We start from the raw sequence: 19,810 nt of genomic DNA, 5'->3' as shown, positions 1-19,810 counted from the left end.
CCGCCTTCAGTTGCCGGCTGCGGCCTGCCGCAGGGCTGCCATGAACTCCGGATCGAGCGAGCTCATCACCGAGGTCTGCTTCCGGATACGCCCCTCGGCATCCAGCAGCGAGATCACCGTCGAATGGTTGAACTCGCCATCCGGCAGCTGGCGGTAGCGAATCCCCAGGGCGGCGGCGAGCTTGCGCACGTCCGCTGCCTCGGCTCGTGCCAGGGTCCAGTGGCTCAGATCCACCTGATGGCGCCGGGCCAGTTCCAGCAGCTTGACCGGCGTGTCCCGGTCCGGGTCCAGGCTGACCAGCAGGACGCGCATCCGGCCACGCTCGGGCTCGGGCAGCTGCTGCTCCATGCGCCGGATGTTGGCGATGAGCAGCGGGCAGACCCGGGGGCAACTGCCGTAGAACATGCTGATCATCGTCGGCTGCCCGCGGTACAGGGCTAGCGTCCTGGCCTGTCCGTCCTGGCCGCTGAGGCCGATCTCGAGCCGGTAGAGCGAATCCCCAGGAAGTTCGGCTCCAGCGGCTACCGACGCCAGGCCCAGGGCCAGCAGCAAGCTCCACAGTCCCCGGATCATGGCTGGCGCCCCGGCAGGTCCCTGGCGCAGCGGAAGCCCAGGTTGGCGGTGGTGTACCGCGCCTCCAGGCTGGACAGCATGGCGATGCGCATGAGCACGGCGTAGTTCTCCTTCTGTTCCATGGACAACGCCCCGGTACCGCAGAATTTCATCAGGTCGGGATCGCCCTGCTCCCGGTTGTCGGCGCTCACCATCAGGGCGCCCGCATCCTGCACCCACTCCCAGACCAGTCCATGCAGGTCGTGGACACCGTGCATGTTGGCCTTGCCCTGAGCAACCGGTCGCGGGGCATTGCCTCCGGGCGCGGAATACCAGGTCAGCAAGCGCTGGCGCCAGGCGGGGTCCTTGCGGGCATCGGCTACCGTCTCGTCGGCGGCGGCGGCCCATTCCCATTCATACCAGCTGGGCAGGCGCGCGCCCTGAGCCTCGCAATACGCGGTGGCGGCGAACCAGCTCACCCGTATCACCGGCTGCTGTGGTGCTTCCCGCGCACCGGGGTCGGTGGGTGTGGCCCAGCCCTGCAGGTAACCGGGATCGACGAACAGCGCCGCCGCGCGGCCGCGCTGCCATTCCGGATGCGCGACGACGAACTTCTGGAACTGGGCATTGGTGACCGGCGTGCGCTGCAGCAGAAAGCTCGCGACCTCGGCCTCGCGAACCCCCGGTGCCGGCGGCAGCACTGACTCGAAGCGCCGACCCTCGATGCGAACGAAATCGCCCTGCGGACCGGCGGCGCTGCTCGCCGCGGACGCGGCCAGCAGCGCCACCAGCACCAAAAGCCTAGTGCGCAGCACCTTCGGGCCGCTTGGTGGTTGCACGCACCTTGGCGACGTCGCCGGCGGTCACCACGCCGCCCGGGTTGCCCCAGCTGTTCATCACATAGGTCAGGATGTTGGCGATTTCGTCATTGTTGAGCTGGCTCATTGGCGGCATCACCGAGTTGTACTCCTTGCCCTTGACGGTGATCTTCCCCTGCAGGCCGTTGAGCGCCGCGCTGATGGCGCGTTCCTTGTCCTGGGCGAAGTAGTCGGACTTCGCAAGCGGCGGGAACACGTTGGGCAGGCCCTCGCCATCGACCTGATGGCAGACCGAGCAGGTACCGCTGTAGAGCGTCTTGCCGGCGGCGATCTGCTGTTCCCGGGTCGGCGCGCCGCTGGTGACGGTGGCCTGGGCGGCCTCGCTCACCGCCGCCTGACCGCTGCCGGCCTTGTCGCCGAGGTAGTCGATGTCCACTTCCTTGCCCGAATAGATGCTCTTGTTCTCGGGGCCATCGACCTTGAGGATCGCCAGCGCCCCCTTGTTGAAGGCGCGGAAGATGGAGTGATCGACCAGCACATAGCTGCCCGGAACCTCCAGGCGGAAATCGGTGATCGCCGCGCCGCCGGCGGGGATCAGGGTGGTCTGCACGTTCTCCTGGTAGCGCGTGCCGCCTTCAAACTGCACCCGGTCGAAGATCTCGCCGATGACGTGGAAACTGGAGACCAGGTTTGGACCGCCGTTGCCGACATACAGGCGCACGGTTTCCCCCACGTTCGCCTTCAGCGCCTTCTCGCCGACCAGCGCGCTTTCGGCGCCGTTGAACAGCACATAGGTCGGGTTCTCGTCGATGGCCTTCTGCATGTCGAACGCCTGGTAGCCCTTCTCCCGGTACTTGCCCACCGTGTAGTAGTCGCCCTGCATGACGTAGAACTCGCGGTCGACCTTGGGCAGGCCTTCCGGCGGTTCGATCAGGATGAGTCCATACATGCCGTTGGCGACGTGCATGCCCACCGGCGCGGTGGCGCAGTGGTACACGAACAGCCCCTGGTTCAGGGCCTTGAAGGTGAACTGGGTTTCGTGGCCGGGCGCAGTGAAGCTCGACGAGGCACCGCCGCCGGGTCCGGTTACCCCGTGCAGATCGATGTTGTGCGGCATCTTCGAGTCGGGGTGGTTCTTCAGGTGGAACTCCACCGTGTCGCCCTGCCGGACCCGGATGAAGCTGCCGGGCACGGTGCCGCCAAAGGTCCAGAAGGTATAGCTGACGCCTTCGGAGATCTCCATGTCGAGCTCGCGGACCTCCAGCTCGACGATCACCTTGGCCGGCTGCTTGCGGTTGACCGGTGGCGGCACCTGGGGCGGACTGGTGAGCACCGCCTTGATCGGCTCCCCCTGCGGCGGGCCGAAATCACCCCTGGCGGAACCACCGGTATCGGCCGGCGTCGCGACCACGGCTTGCTCTGGCGTGGGCTGGCGATCACAGCCGGTGGTGACGGCGAGGACAGCGGCAAGGCTGACCACGATCAGCATTCGCATGGCGCATTCTCCTAAGATTATGTTTTTGGACCACTCACGCGCACCGCAGCCACGTCTTACGGCACGGTGCCAGAATTGTCCAATGCCTCCGCCCCACCGGCGGATGGCCACAACCAAGGCGCCCCATGCTTCCTGATCTCCGTGCCAGCAGCCCGGGCTCCGAGCCGACCGGCGGGTCGGCCGCCACGGTATTCGCCTACCCGTTCCGCATCTTCTTCCTGTCCGCCGCGGGTCTGGCCGTGCTGCTGGTGCCGGCCTGGCTGATCCTGTTGCTGGGCGGATGGCGGTGGCCGCTGGCCCTGCCCGCCCTCGCCTGGCATCAGCACGAAATGCTGTTCGGCTTTCTGCAGGCCGCCATCGCCGGCTTTCTGCTCACCGCGGTCTGCGCCTGGACCGGCACCCAGCGACTGCACGCCCTGCCACTGCTCGCGCTGTGGCTGCTCTGGCTGGTCGGCCGGCTGCTGATGCTGACCGGCGCGGCACTGCCACCGGCCATCGTGGTCACGGTCGATCTCGCCTTCCTGCCGCTGGTGATGCTGGACTTCGGCTGGCGGGTGCTGCGCGCGCGGCAGTACCGGCAACTGCTGGTGCTCGCGGTGCTGGCCGGGTTCTGGCTGATGGATCTCGGCTTCCACCTGTACCCGGGCGGTGTCTCCGTGCATGCGGCCCTGCTGCTGGCGATGCTGCTGATGCTGGTGATCGGTGGCCGCATCACCCCCGCGTTTTCCGGCAACTGGCTGCGCCTGCAGGGCCGGGATGCGACCCCGATCCGGGTGATCCCGGCCCTGGAGCGGGCTGTGCTGGCGGCGATGCTGGCCGTGCTCGCAGTCGAGCTCTGGCCGGCGGGTCCGGCGCTACGGGCCTCGGCGGCGCTACTCACCGCCGGCCTGGTGGCGATGCGCCTGCTGCTCTGGCGCGGCTGGCTGGTCGGTGCCGAGCCCTTGCTGTGGATACTGCACCTGGCCCTGGCCTGGATTCCGGTTGCGCTGCTGCTGCTGGCGGCCTCGGCCATGGGCTGGGTGGCGCCGACCGCCTGGGTCCATGCCGCCGGGACCGGGGCCATCGGGGCGTTGATCCTCGGGGTCATGAGCCGGGTCGCCCTGGGCCACACCGGCCGCCCTCTGCAACTGCCCCCGGGCATGACCGCGGCGTTCGTGCTGGTGCTGGTCGCCGGCTTGATCCGGGTGGTGATGGCGGTCGGCTTGCTGCCCTGGCGCCTCGGAGTTGCGACCGCCGCCGCGCTATGGATCGCAGCCTACCTGATCTTCCTTATCCGCTATTGGTCGGTCCTGAGCCGCCCGCGCCTTGATGGCAAGCCGGGCTGAGTGATGACCACGGCGGCCCGGCTGGCGGAAACGCGATGATCGAGTTCTATCCCCAGATCCGGCAGGCGCACATCCTGCTGGTGGCGCTGAGTGGCAGCCTGTTCCTGGTCCGGGGGATCGCGGTGCTGATGCAGGCCGGTTGGCCACAACGGCAAGCGGTGAAGAGGCTCAGCTACGCCATCGACACCGCCCTGCTCGCCGCGGCACTGATGCTGGTGCACCTGCTGCCGTCGGCGGTATTCAGCAACGGCTGGCTGACGATGAAGCTGTTCCTGTTGGTGGTCTACATCCTGCTCGGCGCCTTCGCCCTACGCAGGGCACGCAGCCAGTCGGCGCGTACCGTCTGCTTGCTGCTCGCGCTCCTGGTGTTCGCCTGGATGCTGACGATTGCCCGCAGCCACCACCCGCTGGGCCTCCTCCGGCTGTGGGCCGGCGCCAGCTGATCGCTTAAGCCGCAGAGGCCGCCTTTCGCACCATCGGCAGCTTGGAACACATGCCTTGCGTCAGAACGCGGCAATCAACCGCGAACTGCTAGGCTGACCCGCAAGCTCAAGTAAATCTAGACATGACCCAAGCCCTGCAAGGCCGCCAACGCTGGCTGGCGCTCTACCTCCTCTGCCTGGGCGTGCTGATGATCGTGCTCGACACCACCATCGTCACCGTCGCCCTGCCCTCGATCAAGGCGGATCTCGGTTTCAGCGAAACCGGTCTGGTCTGGGTGGTGAACGCCTACATGCTCACCTTCGGCGGCCTGCTGCTGCTGGGCGGACGGCTGGGCGATCTGTACGGGCAGCGGCGGCTATTCCTGCTCGGCCTGACGCTGTTCACCCTCGCTTCGCTTGCCTGCGGCATGGCTGGCAGCCAGGTCCTGCTGGTCACCGCCCGCGCCGTGCAGGGCGTCGGCGGTGCCGTCATCACCGCGGTCGCGCTCTCGCTCATCAGCAATCTGTTCACCGAGCCGGACGAGCGCGCCAAGGCCATGGGCGTCTATGGCTTCGTTTGCGCCGCTGGCGGCAGCATCGGCGCCCTGCTCGGCGGCGTGCTGACCGAGACCCTGAGTTGGCGCTCGATCTTTCTGGTCAACCTGCCGATCGGCATCGTGGTCTACCTGCTGAGCCGCCGCCTGTTACCGGCCGACGACAGCGCGGACGCCGCGCACCATCGCCTCGACGTGGCCGGCGCGATCACCGTCACCAGTGCGCTGATGCTGGCGGTGTACGCAGTGGTCAACGGCAACCAGCTGGGCTGGCTGTCGGCACAGACCCTGGGCCTGCTTGGCCTGGCGGCGCTGCTGCTGGGACTGTTCCTGTGGATCGAGTCGCGGGTTGCCCAGCCCTTGATGCCGCTGGGCCTGTTCCGGCTGCGCAATCTCGCAACCGCCAATGCCATCGGCGTGCTCTGGTCGGCCGGGATGTTCGCCTGGTTCTTTCTCTCCGCGCTCTACCTGCAACTGGTGCTGGGCTACGGCCCGCTGGAAGTCGGCCTCGCCTTCGTGCCCGCCGACCTGATCATGGCCGCCTTTTCGTTGGGCCTCTCGGCCTGGATCGTGATGCGCTATGGCCAGCGCGGCCCGGTGTGGCTGGGCCTGGCACTGGGCACGCTCGGACTCCTGTTGTTCGCGCGCGCGCCGCTGGCCGGCAATTTCTGGATCGACGTGCTGCCCGGTATGCTGCTGCTGGGCCTGGGCGCCGGCCTCGCCTTCAACCCGCTGTTGCTGGCGGCGATGGGCGACGTCGAAGAAAGCGATTCCGGCCTCGCCTCCGGCATCGTCAACACCAGCTTCATGCTCGGCGGCGCGCTGGGCCTGGCGGTGCTGGCCAGCTTTGCCGATGCGCGCAGCGCCGGGCTCCGCGCGGCAGGCGTCGAGGCGGTCAGCGCCCTGCACCAGGGCTATCTGCTGGCCTTCCTGATCGGCGCCGGGTTCACCACCCTGGCGGCCCTACTGGGGGCTCTGCTGTTGCGACCGAAGTCGGCGACCGAAACGGCAGACCTCACCCAGCCGGCAGGCTGAACGCCGGCCACAAAAAAGGCCGGTCAACAGACCGGCCTTCTGCTACCACCAGCCAACTTAGAAGTTGGCGGCATCCAGCGCCATCAGCGTGTCGGCGCCGGCGCGGATCTGCTTCAGGTTCATCGCGGTTTCCGGCAGCAGCTTGGCGAAGTAGAAGCGCGCGGTGGCGAGCTTGCTCTTGTAGAACTCGCCCTGGTCCTGCTTCTCCAAAGCGATCTTGGCCATGCGCGCCCAGAAGTAGGCGTAGACGAAGTGACCAACCAGGTGCAGGTAGGGCACCGAAGCGGCACCGACCTCGTCGGGGTTCTTCATCGCCTTCTGGCCGATTTCCATGGTGACCTTCTGGACTTCCTGGCCCAGCTCGGCGAGCGGACCGGTGAACTCCTTCATCGCCTCGTTGCCGGCCTCGGCCTTCACCAGCTCGGTGACCAGTTTGCCGAACTTCATCAGCTTGGCGCCCATGTCGGACAGCACCTTGCGGCCCAGCAAGTCCAGCGCCTGGATGCCGTTGGTGCCCTCGTAGATCATGTTGATGCGGGCATCACGGACGTACTGCTCCATGCCCCACTCCTTGATGTAGCCGTGACCGCCGTACACCTGCATGCCCATGGTGGTGCTGATGTAGCTGTACTCGGTGATGAAGCCCTTGACGATCGGGGTCAGCAGGGCCATCAGGTCGGCGGCATCCTTGCGCACCTTCTCGTCCGGATGGTTGTGCTCCTTGTCGAGCATCAGGCCGGACCAGTAGGTGAAGGCGCGGGCGCCTTCGACGTGGGCCTTCTGGGTCAGCAGCATGCGGCGCACGTCGGGGTGGACGATGATCGGATCGGCCGGCTTGTCCTTGGCTTTCGGGCCGGTCAGCGAGCGCATCTGCAGGCGGTCCTTCGCATAGGCCAGCGAGTTCTGGTAGGCGACTTCGGCCAGGCCCAGGGACTGCATGCCGACGCCCAGGCGGGCGCCATTCATCATCACGAACATGGCGTTCAGGCCCTTGTTCGGCTCGCCGACCAGCCAGCCGCTGGCGCCGTCGAGATTGATGACGCAGGTGGCGTTGCCGTGGATGCCCATCTTGTGCTCGATGGCTCCGCACTTGACGCCATTGCGCTCACCGATGGAGCCGTCGGCCTTGGGGATGAACTTGGGCACGATGAACAGGCTGATGCCCTTGGTGCCGATCGGCGCGTCCGGCAGGCGGGCGAGCACCAGGTGGATGATGTTCTCGGCGAGGTCGTGCTCACCGGCGGAGATGAAGATCTTCTGGCCGCTGATGGCGTAGCTGCCGTCGCCCTTGGGCTCGGCCTTGGTACGCAGCAGGCCCAGGTCGGTGCCGCAGTGCGACTCGGTCAGGCACATGGTGCCGGTCCAGTGGCCGGAGACGATCTTCGGCAGGTACTTGGCCTTGAGCTCGTCGGTGCCGTGCGCCAGCAGCGCCGCGTAGGCGCCGTGGGTGAGACCGGGATACATGGTCCAGGCCTGGTTGGCGCTGTTGAGCATTTCGTACAGCACGTTGTTGACCACTTCCGGCAGGCCCTGACCACCGAACTCGGTGGAACAGGCCAGCGCCGGCCAGCCGGCTTCCACGTACTGGGCGTAAGCCTCCTTGAAGCCCTTGGGCGCCTTCACGTCACCGGTGACCTTGTCGTGGTGACAGCCTTCCTCGTCGCCGCTCTGGTTGAGCGGGAAGGTCACGTTCTGGGTGAACTTCGCAGCTTCCTCGGCGATGGAATTGATGGTGTCGGCGTCGAGGCTCTCGTGCGCCGGCATGGCCTTCAGCTCGGCTTCGACATTGAGCAGCTCGTGCAGGACAAACTGCATATCGCGCAGCGGGGCGGTGTATTGACCCATGGTGAATGCTCCAGAAATGAAAGGTGGATGGGAAGGAAAAAATGAGGTGCGCGAGATTACCGCATCGTCCAGCCAGACGATACGGGGGAGTATGTTGCGTTGCGATTGGCGGGTATCCGGGGCTGCGGCAGGCTCATGCACCGGCAACCGGGCTCGAGGGGCAGACGCGCGCGTACAGCGCTCGGCATGCGCCTGGAGGCGTCGCCTGGAACTTTAACAATGCTCTTTAGAGCAATGATTTAACTGAGTTAAATTGAGCCGTGCTGCTCCGGCCGGCAACCGTATCGGGTCGACCGGCGGGAGCAAAGGCCACCCGCCCGCCGCCGGCAACCCGTCGCCTCGGCCCTCAGCCCTCGTAGCGGGGCTTGGGCTTGCTGAAGCTCTTCTTGTAGGCAGGCTTCTCACCCTCGCCGCCCTTTACCCGGCTGATGTTCAACCGCTGCCCGGCGACCCAGACCTTCTTGAGCTTTTCGAACACTTCCTTGGGCATGCCTTCTGGCAGGTCGATCAGGCTGTGATCGTCGCGGATATCGATGCGGCCCATGTACTTGCTTTCGATGTCCGCCTCGTTGGCGATGGCGCCGACGATGTTCTTCGGCAGCACGCCGTGCTGATGGCCGACCTCGATGCGGAAGGTCTCCATGTCCTCGTCGGACTTGGCTGGGCGCTTGGCGCGCGGCGCCTCGTCGCGCTCGGCAAAGGCCGGCCGCTCACGGAAGGGCTTGGCAGCCTCGCCACGCTCCGAAGGTGCGCGGAAACTGGGCCGCTCCTCGCCGCCGGCACCCGTCCCTGCAAAGGGCGGCTTGAAGCTGGGGCGGGATTCGCCGGCGGCCTCGTCCTTGCGATAGGGCTTCTTGCTGAACGATTCCGGACGCGAGCTGCGCTCGGCGGCGGCGCCCAGACGCGGCCCACGGTCGAAGGAGTGTTCGCGCACGGTCTGTGCCGGGGCGCTGTCGCCGCTCAGGAGCAGGCTCTTGCCACCCTGCGCCATCAGCGCCAGCGCGGCGGCGATTTCCTGCAGCGACACGCCCTGCTCGCGGCCGAGATCCTGCTCCAGCTGCGCCACCAGCTCGCGCATCGGCCCCAGCTTGGCGGTCTGCTTGAGGGTCTCGACGACCTGTTCCTGGAACTTGGCGGTGCGCTTGGCATTGATCGCCGAGTCGCTGGGCAGATTCATCATCTCGATGTGCTTGCGCGTGGTGCGCTCGATCATCTTCAGCAGGCCGCGCTCGCGCGGCGAGATGAACAGGATGGCATCGCCCTCGCGGCCGGCGCGGCCGGTGCGGCCGATGCGGTGCACATAGCTTTCCGGATCGGTGGGCACGTCGTAGTTGATGACGTGACTGACCCGCTCGACATCGAGTCCGCGCGCCGCTACATCGGTGGCGACGACGATGTCGAGGCTGCCGTCCTTGAGCTTGTTGACGGTGCGCTCGCGCTGCTGCTGCTGGATGTCGCCATTGAGCGCCGCCGCCGAATAGCCGCGCGCCGAGAGCTTGTCGGCCAGTTCCTCGGTGGCGATCTTGGTGCGGGTGAAGATGATCAGGCCCTCGAAGGGCTCGACTTCCAGGATGCGGGTCAGCGCATCGAGCTTGGCGTGCGGATTGACGATCAGGCAGCGCTGGCGCACCAGGGTGGCGGTCTTGGTCGAGGAGGTGATGCTGATCTCGGCCGGATTGCGCAGATAGGTGTTGGCGATGCGCTTGATCGGCGGCGGCATGGTGGCGCTGAACAGCGCCACCTGCTTCTCGGCCGGCGTCTTCTGCAGGATCTTCTCGACATCGTCGATAAAGCCCATGCGCAGCATCTCGTCGGCCTCGTCGAGCACCAGGGTCATCAGCGCGTCGAGCTTGAGGCTGCCGCGATCCAGATGGTCGATGATGCGGCCCGGGGTGCCGACGATCACATGCACGCCGCGCTTGAGCGCCGCCAACTGCGGCTGGTAGCTCTGGCCGCCGTAGATCGGCAGCACATGGAAGCCCGGCAGCTTGGAGGCGTACTTCTGCAAGGCCTCGGCGACCTGGATCGCCAGCTCGCGGGTTGGCGCCAGGATCAGGGCCTGCGGCTTGGCAAGGGTCGCGTCGATGCGCGCCAGCAGCGGCAGCGCGAAGGCCGCGGTCTTGCCGGTGCCGGTCTGCGCCTGGCCGAGCACGTCGCGGCCGGCGAGCAGATGCGGGATGGTTGCCGCCTGGATTGGAGACGGCGTCTCGTAGCCGACCGCCGCAAGGGCTTCGAGCAGAGGAGCCGGCAGGCCGAGAGAAGCAAAGGTGAGAGTAGCGCCCTCGACGGGCACTGGGGTTTCAGCAGACATTTAGGAGCGCCTCGCGCATAGCGGGCACTCGACATGGTTTGTCACTGGCCCTGGAAAAACGGCGCGTATTGTAGGCGTTAATCAACTGGAGCATCGGAAATGACGTTTCTCAAGAGCTTTGCCGCCGGATTTGCCTCGACTCTGGCCTTCCATCAGGGCTTGCTCTGGCTGCTGCACCGGTTCGGCAGTTCGCCGCGCGCGCCCTGGAATTTCGCGCCGGTGCCACCCTTCGGCGTGCCGGCGGTGATCTCCCTCGCCTTCTTCGGCGGCCTCTGGGCGATTGCCCTCGCCTGGCTGATCCAGGAAGCCCGCGGCAGCCGCTACTGGCTGTTGTGGACCCTGCTCGGCGCCCTGAGCCCCAGCGTGGTGGCCTGGATGCTGGTGATGCCGCTCAAGGGCATGAGCATGGCCGCCGGTGGCGATCCCAAGATCATGATCGGCGCGCTGTTGCTGAACGCCGCCTGGGGCGCCGGCTGCGCGCTCTTCTTGCGCCTGCTGCCACGCTGAGTCGGTCGCCACAAACGCAGGCCAAAAAAAAGGGCGCCGATGGCGCCCTTTTTCGTTCCGCAAGTACCGCCTTACTGACTGGCCACTGCGCAGGAGGAGTTGACCCGCAGCGACTGCGCCACCGTCGCCAGGCCGGCATTCATCTGCAGGCGCAGCTTGGTGTAGGGCTTGGTCACCGGCATCGACAGCACGTAGGCGTCCTGGCCGATGATGTAGGCACCCAGCAGCGTCAGGCGCAGACCGTCGAAGGTCACGGCGGTTTCCACCACGTTGTCACTGGCGTCCAGCGTGTCGATGGTCACCGCGCCCAGCAGCGCCAGCGACAGCAGCTGACCCGGCGGGCGGCTGACGATGAAGCCGGCGCGCTGACCTTCCGCGGTCACCGGAACTTCCAGCGGCGAGGCCACCTTCAGTTCGGCATAGCCACCCAGCAAGCCGACGTTGACGTTGAGCGAGGCGTAGGTGGTGCCGTCATTGTCGATCGCCAGGGTCTCGTCGCTGACCGTGCAGGCCAGGCAGAGCACCGGCAGGGTGTAGCTCGAAACCGTCGCGCCCTGGGTCGCCAGCAAGGGGCCGGTGCAGATCGCATCGGTGACGTTCAGCGTGGTGGAGACGCTGCCCGCGCCGCTGCTCGGAGCGGTCTTGAGCGTGGCGGTGATCACCGTCGCGCCCTGCACCTTGCCCAGCGCCACGCCGGTGCTGCTGACGCTGGCGATGTTGGTGCTGGAGGAAATCCAGTTGAGATCGGTGGCCGGCACGATGGCCTCGGTGCCGTCGGTGTACTTGCCGACCACGTTCAGCTGGAGGCTGGCATCGACGGCGACATTGGCCGGGACCGGCGTGATACGCGCGCCATCCAGCGACTGCAGCACTGCGGCGCCGACGGTCACATTGGCCGGGTCGCTGCTGACGGTGGCGACGCCATCGTTCTTGGTGGTGGTGGCGGTCACCGTGGCGGCACCCAGGCTGACGCCCTTGACGTCCACCGAGCCATTGGACTGATTGCTCAGAGCCAGAACGGTCGCGGCGGCGTCAGAGGAACTCCAGGTAACAGCGCCGGGGATATCCCGCGGCGTGCTGCTGTTGGTGTAGATGCCCTTGGCCACGAGGTTGATGCTGGCGCCACGCGGCACCGCATACGGCGGGCTGGCGCTGTTGTCGCTACGCAGCACCACTACCTGCACCAGCTCCGGCGCGATCACCGTGATCGCGGCGGTGCTCTCCACCACGCTGCCATCGGCGGCGGTGGCGGTGGCCTTGATCTGCGCCGGCGTGGCGCTCTGCTGCAGGGTGCTGACGGTCACCGTGCTGCCCTGCTCGGGCACGCTGGCGACGGTCGGCGCGTTGGACACCCAGCTCAAGAGCTCGGTGACGGTGTGGGTCTCGGTGCTGCCATCGGTCTTCTGATAGCTGCCGACGGCGGTGATCACCTGGGTGAGACCCAGGGGCACCGAAGCCGCGGCCGGGTCCAGCGTGATGCTCTTGAGCACCGGCGCGGCCACGCTCAGGCTGAACGGCTCGCTGGTGAAACCACCCCAGCTGCCACGGATCGAGGTAGCGCCATTGCGCAGGGCGGTGACGGTGCCGTTGCTGCTGGCGCTGGCCACGGTCGGATTGGTGCTCTGCCAGGCGTCGGCGGTCACTTCCTTGGTGGTGAACTCCGGGTTGGAGCCGGGCGGCGTCGAATACAGCGCCAGCAGCTTGTACTGCCGGGTCTGGCCGATCTGGTCGAAGCTGGTGGGCGTGGAGCTATCGACCACCACCCCTTTCAGCTGGGGGAAAAAGTCCGGGCTAGTGAGATCACTGCCGCAGGCGCTAAGAAAGCTGATCACCAAGATCAGCCAGTATTTTGTAATTCGCATCCGTGCAACTCCCTGGTAGACGTCCATTGCCTTCGACAAATTACCGACAGTCGCTTAGGCATTCAAAATGAACCGACAGTCAACCGCCAGCAGACCCGCTCTGAGCGTAGGGAGAGCAGGGCCTGGGCGATAAGTGTCAAATTTCCGACGCAATCTTCAACTTGCGCGGAAGCCTGATTCAGTGATTCGCGACGGACGTCAGCTTTTCGCCGGCTTAGCGGTTACCCAGATGCGAATTTCGGCGGTGAACACTTCCACACCCTGCGGGTCGCGCACGCTTACCGGCACCGCGATCTCCTGCTTGTCGGCGAGCACCGCCGGGAGGATGAGCACCGCCTCGGCGTACATGGTTCCCACCGCCTTGGCCTTGTAGGCCACGGTCATGCCCTTGGGAATCCAGCGGTGGCTGGCCGGAATGCTGATCTCCGCCGCCAGCCCCATCACCGCTTCCGCAAGATTGCAGAGCGCGATGGCGTGCACCGTGCCCAGGTGATTGTGGACCCGGCGCACGTGGCGCATGCGGGCACGCACCAGCCCGGGTTCAGCGTGGGTGAACAGCATCGGCAGGGTCGTGAAATACGGCGCGGCGAGTTGAAAGGCGCGGGTGAACACGCGCGGCCCCAGCGGCACGCGGACGGCGCGGTTCCAGAGCTTCAGCAGTCGGGGTTGGGACATCGGGGAATCCTCAAGACGAAAAGAAATCAGATCGCGGCCGCCAGCTCGGCGGCCTGGCGGATGGCGCGCTTGGCATCCAGCTCGCCAGCGGTATGGGCGCCACCGATCAGGTGCACCTTCACCCCGGCCGCCTCCAGCGGCGCCTGAAGCGTGCGCAGTGGCTCCTGGCCGGCGCAGATCACCACATGATCCACTTCCAGGGTGCGCGGCTGCTCCTTGACGCGGATGTGCAGGCCGGCATCGTCGATGCGCTCGTACTCGACGCCGCCGATCATCCGCACCTGCTTGTCCTTGAGCGCGGCGCGATGCACCCAGCCGCTGGTCTTGCCCAGATGCTTGCCCAGGGCCTCGTCCTTGCGCTGTAGCAGATAGACCTCGCGTTCCGGCGGTGCCAGCTGCTTCTCGACCAGGGCACCGGGCACCGACAGCGTCGCGTCCACACCCCATTCCCGATACCAGTGCTCGGGATGCAGCGTCGGGCTCTCGCCGCCTTGCACCAGGTATTCGCTGACGTCGAAGCCGATGCCGCCGGCGCCGATCACCGCCACCTTCTTGCCGATCTGCACCCGGCCCTTCAGCACATCGACATAGCTCACCGCCTTCGGGTGGTCGATGCCGGGGATGCCCGGCTTGCGCGGCTTGATGCCGGTGGCCAGCACAACCTCGTCATAGCCCTCGGCCTTCAGGCTCTCGACGCTGGCGGTGCTGTTGAGCTTCAGCCGCACGCCGCTGCTCTTCAGCTTTTCGCCGAAGTAGCGCAGGGTTTCGTGGAATTCCTCCTTGCCGGGGATTTGCTTGGCGAGATTGAACTGGCCACCGATCTCGCTGGCCTGGTCCAGCAGCGTCACCTCGTGACCGCGCTCCGCCGCGTAGGTGGAAAACGCCAGGCCCGCCGGGCCGGCGCCGACCACCGCGAGCTTCTTCTTTTGCGTAACCGGCTTCATCACCAGCTCGGTTTCGTAGCAGGCCAGGGGATTGACCAGGCAGCTCGCGCGCTTGAGCGAGAAGACGTGATCCAGGCAGGCCTGGTTGCAGGCGATGCAGGTGTTGATGGTCTCGGCCTTGCCGGCCGCCGCCTTGTTGACGAAAGCCGGGTCGGCCAAGAGCGGCCGCGCCATGCTGACCATGTCACAGACACCGCCGGCGAGCAGGCCCTCGGCGACCTCGGGCGTGTTGATGCGGTTGGTGGCGATCACCGGAATCTTCACCTCGCCGCGGATGCGCTGCGTGGGGAAGCTGAAGGCCGCGCGCGGCACGCTGGTGACGATGGTCGGCACCCGCGCCTCGTGCCAGCCGATGCCGGTGTTGAGCAGGGTGACGCCGGCGTCTTCGACCGCCTTGGCCTGGTAGACCACCTCGTCCCAGGTGTTGCCGCCCTCGACCAGATCGGCCATCGACAGCCGGTAGACGATGATGAAGTCCTTGCCGGCCGCCTTGCGCACCGCCTTCACCACCTCAATCGGAAAGCGGCAGCGGTTTTCGATGGAGCCGCCCCACTCGTCGTCGCGGCGGTTCACCCGCTTGCAGGTGAACTGATTGAGCAGATAGCCCTCGCTGGCCATGATCTCGACGCCGTCATAGCCCGCCTGGCGCGCCAGCTCGGCGGCGCGCGCATAGGCGGCGATGGTGCGGCGGATGCCCCAGCCGGACAGCGCCGAGGGCTTGAAGGGATTGATCGGCGACTTGTGTGCCGAAGACGACACCGACAAAGGGTGGTAGCTGTAGCGGCCGGCGTGCAGCAACTGCAAGGCGATCTTGCCGCCGTGACGGTGCACCGCCTCGGTCACCTGCAAGTGGCGCGGCACCTCGCGGCGCGAGGACAGCTTGGAGCCGAAGGGAGAGAGCCAGCCCTGCCAGTTGGGTGCGAAGCCACCGGTGACCATCAGCCCCACCCCGCCCTTGCTGCGCTCCTCGAAATAGGCGGCGAGCTTGTCGAAGTCCTTGGCCTTGTCTTCGAGGCCAGTGTGCATCGAGCCCATCAGCACCCGGTTGCGCAAGGTGGTGAAGCCGAGATCGAGGGGGCTGAGCAGGTGCGAGTAAGGGCTGGTCATGGGGACTGGCAATGGCGTGAAGAGGAAAGATGAAAAGCCCGATGCCCGCGCAGACAGGGATCAGGCAGGCGAGCTCACCAAGAGCGCGGCACGTAAGGGGTATCCGGCTTGCCCAGATTGCGGGCGCTGGCGACGCGCTGGTTCTTGCGGCCGATCAGGCGACGCTGCCACTTGCGCTCGGCGGCCAGCGCACCGTACTCGCTATTGCCCCAGGCCTCGTCGAACAGGTGTTTGGCGGCGGCCACCGAGTCCGGCGAGCGGGTGGCGATCTGCTCCGCCAGTGCCTTGGCGGCGGCGAGCGGATCGTCAGCGATGCGGGTGATGAGGCCCAGCGCCTGCGCCTCGGCGGCATCGAGGATGCGGCCGGTATAGGTCAGCTCCAGCGCCACGTCGCGCGGCAACACTTCGCGCAACAGTACGGTCCCGGCCATGTCCGGGATCAGGCCCCACTTCGCCTCCATCACCGATATGCGGCTGCTGGGTGCGGCGATGCGGATGTCCGCGCCCAGCGCCAACTGGATGCCGGCGCCGAAGCAGTTGCCGTGGATCGCCGCGATCACCGGCACCGACAGCGAGCGCCAGATCATGGAGACCACCTGGTAGCGGTTGGCCCAGGGCTTCCACAATGGCAGAAAGGCCAGCGCCACCTTCAGCGGCCCAGCGCCCATCACGCCCTTGATGTCGAGCCCGGCGCAGAACGACGGCCCCTCGCCGGAGAGGATCACCGCCCGCAGCGACTTGTCGCGCTTAAGCCGCCGCGCCACCGCGATCAGCTCCTCGATCAGCGCCACATCGACGCCGTTGTGCTTGTCCGGCCGGTTGAGGCGTACGTGGGCGACGCCGCCCTCGATGCTGACGAGTACGCGGCTGGGTGAGGCGGAGGCAGTGGTCATGCAAGAGTCCCTGTCAGGTAGCGACACATACTCGGAGGTATGTGCCCCGCTCGGCAAGGGCAGCAGCGACAGCGGGCGGGGGTTGGCCGGGACAGGGCGGCTGGGCGCCTTTTCGCATTTGGCCTTCTCGCCACCGGCGGATGGACACATCGAGGAAGCCCGCATTAGGCTTGGTTCATCGGTGTGTTGGGATCACATCGACATTTCGAAGAAGGAAGGGAATGGGACGGCCAATCTGTTGACACATTTGCCGAAGCAGGCATGGCGACACCTCACATCCAATGACTCAAGGGAATCATGGAGATGGCCAGATTATTCGCACCTGCGGCGACAACACGGCGCCGTGTTATGCGTCAGTTTTGACGCCTGATTAGCGTTGGAACTCTTTATCCAAGGATCATATGAAAGTCTTTATTAGTTGGTCTGGCCCAGTTAGCCACCGCGTCGCTGTAGTGTTTCGAGACTGGCTGCCTTCGGTAATTCAAAGCATAGAGCCATACGTGTCTTCCGAAGACATTGACAAAGGCGCACGCTGGTCCACTGATATAGCAGGAGAGTTGCACGCATCTTCATATGGCCTCCTTTGCCTCACTAAAGACAATATCCTCGCACCTTGGATTAACTTCGAAGCGGGAGCGCTGGGGAAAAGCATCGATAAGAGCCGTGTCAGCCCATTTCTCTTTCGGCTCAAGCGCTCGGAGGTTGAGGGGCCAATACTTCAATTTCAATCGACCATATTCGAACGCGATGACGTCTTCAAACTGCTCAAGTCAGTAAACGCTGCCTGCGCGCAGGACGCACTAGAAGATTCCAGGCTCGAAAAATCGTTTGAAGTGTGGTGGCCGCAACTTGAGAAACTGCTAAACGAAATTCAAGACGTTGTGCCCGATCCTGTGCAGCCTGCTGTCGATGTTGCGGCAGCGCAAAATGATGCGGCTTCACGAGTCCTGGAAGAAATTCTTGAACTCACACGCAACAATCACAAGTTGTTGCGCGACCCCACATCACTAATTCCGTCCGACTACTTTCAACACTTATTTCGTCGAGCCACACGGCATAGTGAGGATTCTGTAGAAATTCGCGGCTTCGAGCGTCAGATCGAGCCAGAAGCAATTCGAGATGTTGTCGAGTGCCACAGAGAAGTTATTAAGCACCTGGGTGTGATTAGGACAGACTTTGAGCGTCATCCCGGCTTCGAGGAATTGGTAATGTTACTAAGGCGCATGGACGGCCCCTTGCGCTATATAAGTCGAAAAATGGATCTGAGACTGCCGCGTGAGCCCCTCAGTGACAAAGGCGAGTTCTAACCCATCATTCCACCGGACCTGCGCGAAAAGCCGCGCAGTCCGGTGAATTCAAACGTTATACGTACTCAGGGCGTTTCGCCCAATCAGGAGATTGGAATATGAAAGATAAATGGACCGCAATTGCACTTTCGCTGACGCTCATATCATGCGCGAAGGCGCCCTTGTATCAAGCGACGGAGCCCACTAATGAGCGGGCGTACCTTAAAGTCGTGTACGACACTGACCTTGTTTTCACTAAGGTAGCCAAGTTTTCACACATTGATAGTCAGCCTCACTGCGGGAAACCAATTAAAGACATTCAGACCTTGGCCGTCCTCAACAGGGGCAACCCACTAATATCTGAGGTAAACCCCGATGGTTTACCTATCGCCGCGGGACGCCTCTTCCGTCTTCAGGGGCTCTCCATTCCGAGTAATCCAAAATATCTCTGTGGGCTTACTGTCACTTTTATACCAAAGGCAGGCACTACCTACGAAGCCACGCTTCGTCACCACGACAAGACACAGAGTCAATGCATATTGGAGTTGGCAGAAGTCTCAGAGAGTGGCAACAAGTTCCCGCCAAGTGATTTCGCGGTTGAGTCGTGCATTTTGTGACACGAGTGACGTGCGCACGTGAAGAAAAGGGGTCGGAGTAAATATCCGAAATCAGTTAGATCGGGCCGTCCAACCAGCCCGATCCTGCAAAGTCAGTGACCGCCCCTTTCCCCATTTACTTGAGAGCAGCAGCCACCGCTTCCGCCAACGTCGCCGTCGGCCGCCCAATCAAGCGGCTCAGCGCCTTGCCGTCGTCATACAGCGAGCCCACCGCTGCCTTGGCATCGCTCTCGGCCAGCAGGCCGGCAAAGGCCGGCGGTAGCCCGAAGCCTTCCAGCGCGGTCTTGTACTCGGCTTCTGACAAATTCTTGTACGCCACCGGCTTGCCGGACTGGCGCGCGATTTCAGCAGCCAACTCACTGAGCGTATAGGCGCTGTCGCCGGCCAGTTCGTACACCTTGCCCGCCTGCGTCGCGGCCGCGCTGGCGAGTACCACGGCAGCGGCGGCGGCGTAGTCCGCCCGGGCGGCGGAGGCGATGCGGCCTACCCCAGCGGCGCCGAGCACCACGCCGTGTTGCAGGGCGGCACCAACGCTGCCGGTGTAGTTCTCGGTGTACCAGCCGTTGCGCAGCAGCACATGGGGCAGGCCGGAGGCGCGCAGGTAGTCCTCGGTGGCCTTGTGTTCCACGGCGAGATTCATCGGGCTGCTGTCGGCGCGCAGGATGCTGGTGTAGGCCACCAGCTTCACACCGGCGGCCTTGGCGGCGTCGATGACGTTGCGGTGCTGCGGTAGGCGCCGGCCGATTTCGCTGGAGGAAATCAGCAGCAGCTTGTCGGCGCCGCGCAGGGCGGCGACGAGGGAGGCAGGGTTGTTGTAGTTAGCCACGCGCAGCTCGACGCCCTGGGCGGCGAGCTCCGGCGCCTTGGCCGGGTCGCGCACCAGGCCGACCAGCTTGGCGTTCGGTGCGCGGGCGCGCAGCTCGGTCAGCACGAGGCGGCCGAGCTGGCCGCTGGCGCCGGTGACGACGAGGGTTTCAGGATTGGTAGTGAACATGGCGGATTCCTTTGTTGGGTTCAGGTTGAAGACGTGGTCTCATAATGAGACCATCTTCTCTCTTTGGTAAGGAGGCAGTTTTTTGTGACCGGGTTACCTCCCAGTAACCGCCTGCCGGCGCGTCAGGGCCTAGCGGTGCGGTTTGAACAATGGAGCGCCGACGCCTTCGACGCCAGCCGCTGCCCGGTGCGCAGCGTGCTCGACCGGCTGGGCGACAAGTGGTCGACGCTGATCGTGATCGCCCTCGCCCGCCGCCCGCACCGCTTCGGCGAGATTCGCCGCGCGGTGCCAGATATCTCCAAGCGCATGCTGACGCAGACGCTGCGCGACCTGGAGCGCGACGGGCTGATCTCGCGGCAGGTGTTCCCCACCAAGCCGCCGAGCGTGGAGTACCGCCTCACCGAGTTGGGCGAATCGCTGCTGGAGCCACTGAACGCCCTGGTGGCCTGGGCGGAGGCGAATCAGGCCCGCATCGGCGCGGCGCGCGCGGCATTCGATGCTTCGGCGCTGGTGGCGGCGACGGCCTTGTCGCGCACCGAGGTCGGCGACTAGTTCGGCCGGCGCTTGC

General features: G+C 65.3%; 16 protein-coding genes. 6 read left to right on the top strand and 10 right to left on the bottom strand.

The genetic code is table 11. The features are described from left to right. Positions 1-6: 6 nt before the first annotated feature. Genes AC3WT6_RS07050 through nirK form a run of 3 tightly spaced genes read right to left on the bottom strand, consistent with a single transcriptional unit; the run spans position 7 to position 2,865 of the window. Complete coding sequence (locus AC3WT6_RS07050; protein ID WP_492652880.1) at positions 7-573, bottom strand: SCO family protein; 567 nt, start codon at positions 571-573, stop codon at positions 7-9. Continuing rightward, positions 570-1,367: a formylglycine-generating enzyme family protein gene (locus AC3WT6_RS07045; protein WP_492652879.1), complete on the bottom strand. Its 798-nt coding sequence runs from the start codon at positions 1,365-1,367 to the stop codon at positions 570-572. Before AC3WT6_RS07045 ends, AC3WT6_RS07050 begins: the two co-directional genes overlap by 4 nt. Then, complete coding sequence (nirK, locus tag AC3WT6_RS07040; RefSeq protein WP_492652878.1) at positions 1,354-2,865, bottom strand: copper-containing nitrite reductase; 1,512 nt, start codon at positions 2,863-2,865, stop codon at positions 1,354-1,356. Before nirK ends, AC3WT6_RS07045 begins: the two co-directional genes overlap by 14 nt. 125 nt (positions 2,866-2,990) lie before the next feature. On the opposite strand from nirK, the gene AC3WT6_RS07035 reads away from it, so the two are divergent. From AC3WT6_RS07035 to AC3WT6_RS07025, 3 genes are all read left to right on the top strand, one after another. After that, complete coding sequence (locus tag AC3WT6_RS07035) at positions 2,991-4,190, top strand: NnrS family protein (protein ID WP_492652877.1); 1,200 nt, start codon at positions 2,991-2,993, stop codon at positions 4,188-4,190. Between the two features lie 35 nt (positions 4,191-4,225). Beyond that, a complete protein-coding gene (locus tag AC3WT6_RS07030; RefSeq protein ID WP_492652876.1) occupies positions 4,226-4,633 on the top strand; it encodes a SirB2 family protein in 408 nt (135 codons plus the stop codon). 122 nt (positions 4,634-4,755) lie between these two features. Then, the gene (locus AC3WT6_RS07025) at positions 4,756-6,201 is read left to right on the top strand and encodes a DHA2 family efflux MFS transporter permease subunit (RefSeq protein ID WP_492652875.1); all 1,446 of its coding nucleotides are present in this window, start codon (positions 4,756-4,758) and stop codon (positions 6,199-6,201) included. A gap of 57 nt (positions 6,202-6,258) precedes the next feature. Here the strand turns inward: AC3WT6_RS07025 and AC3WT6_RS07020 are convergent, their stop codons facing one another. Both AC3WT6_RS07020 and AC3WT6_RS07015 read right to left on the bottom strand, forming a co-directional pair. Beyond that, entirely contained in the window at positions 6,259-8,046 is a 1,788-nt protein-coding gene (locus AC3WT6_RS07020) for an acyl-CoA dehydrogenase C-terminal domain-containing protein (RefSeq protein WP_492652874.1), read from the bottom strand. A gap of 346 nt (positions 8,047-8,392) precedes the next feature. After that, positions 8,393-10,357, bottom strand: coding sequence for a DEAD/DEAH box helicase (locus AC3WT6_RS07015; RefSeq protein ID WP_492652873.1), 1,965 nt, complete (start codon positions 10,355-10,357; stop codon positions 8,393-8,395). Between the two features lie 99 nt (positions 10,358-10,456). Between AC3WT6_RS07015 and AC3WT6_RS07010 the strand changes: the two genes are divergently transcribed. Then, positions 10,457-10,864 (top strand): hypothetical protein, encoded by a 408-nt coding sequence (locus tag AC3WT6_RS07010; RefSeq protein ID WP_492652872.1) that lies wholly within the window; start codon positions 10,457-10,459, stop codon positions 10,862-10,864. 71 nt (positions 10,865-10,935) lie between these two features. Here AC3WT6_RS07010 and AC3WT6_RS07005 read toward each other — a convergent pair whose 3' ends face one another. The 4 genes from AC3WT6_RS07005 to AC3WT6_RS06990 all read right to left on the bottom strand — a co-directional run bounded on the left by AC3WT6_RS07005 (position 10,936) and on the right by AC3WT6_RS06990 (position 16,345). Further along, the gene (locus AC3WT6_RS07005) at positions 10,936-12,726 is read right to left on the bottom strand and encodes an Ig-like domain-containing protein (RefSeq protein WP_492652871.1); all 1,791 of its coding nucleotides are present in this window, start codon (positions 12,724-12,726) and stop codon (positions 10,936-10,938) included. A gap of 198 nt (positions 12,727-12,924) precedes the next feature. Further along, a complete protein-coding gene (locus AC3WT6_RS07000) occupies positions 12,925-13,401 on the bottom strand; it encodes a hotdog fold domain-containing protein (protein ID WP_492652870.1) in 477 nt (158 codons plus the stop codon). Between the two features lie 26 nt (positions 13,402-13,427). Next, positions 13,428-15,452, bottom strand: a complete 2,025-nt coding sequence (locus AC3WT6_RS06995) for an oxidoreductase (protein ID WP_492652869.1) — start codon at positions 15,450-15,452, stop codon at positions 13,428-13,430. 74 nt (positions 15,453-15,526) lie between these two features. Continuing rightward, entirely contained in the window at positions 15,527-16,345 is an 819-nt protein-coding gene (locus AC3WT6_RS06990; RefSeq protein WP_492652868.1) for a crotonase/enoyl-CoA hydratase family protein, read from the bottom strand. 500 nt (positions 16,346-16,845) lie between these two features. Between AC3WT6_RS06990 and AC3WT6_RS06985 the strand changes: the two genes are divergently transcribed. Continuing rightward, entirely contained in the window at positions 16,846-17,652 is an 807-nt protein-coding gene (locus tag AC3WT6_RS06985; RefSeq protein ID WP_492652867.1) for a hypothetical protein, read from the top strand. A 711-nt stretch (positions 17,653-18,363) separates the two neighbouring features. On the opposite strand, the gene AC3WT6_RS06980 is transcribed toward AC3WT6_RS06985, so the two are convergent. After that, entirely contained in the window at positions 18,364-19,242 is an 879-nt protein-coding gene (locus tag AC3WT6_RS06980; RefSeq protein ID WP_492652866.1) for an SDR family oxidoreductase, read from the bottom strand. Positions 19,243-19,326: 84 nt separating this feature from the next. Here AC3WT6_RS06980 and AC3WT6_RS06975 point away from each other — a divergent pair, with 84 nt between their 5' ends. Beyond that, entirely contained in the window at positions 19,327-19,794 is a 468-nt protein-coding gene (locus tag AC3WT6_RS06975) for a winged helix-turn-helix transcriptional regulator (RefSeq protein ID WP_492652865.1), read from the top strand. The last annotated feature ends 16 nt before the right edge of the window (positions 19,795-19,810 follow it).

This window comes from Stagnimonas sp. FW305-C-60, assembly GCF_058782965.1.
This window is presented reverse-complemented; position numbering and strand designations above follow the sequence as displayed.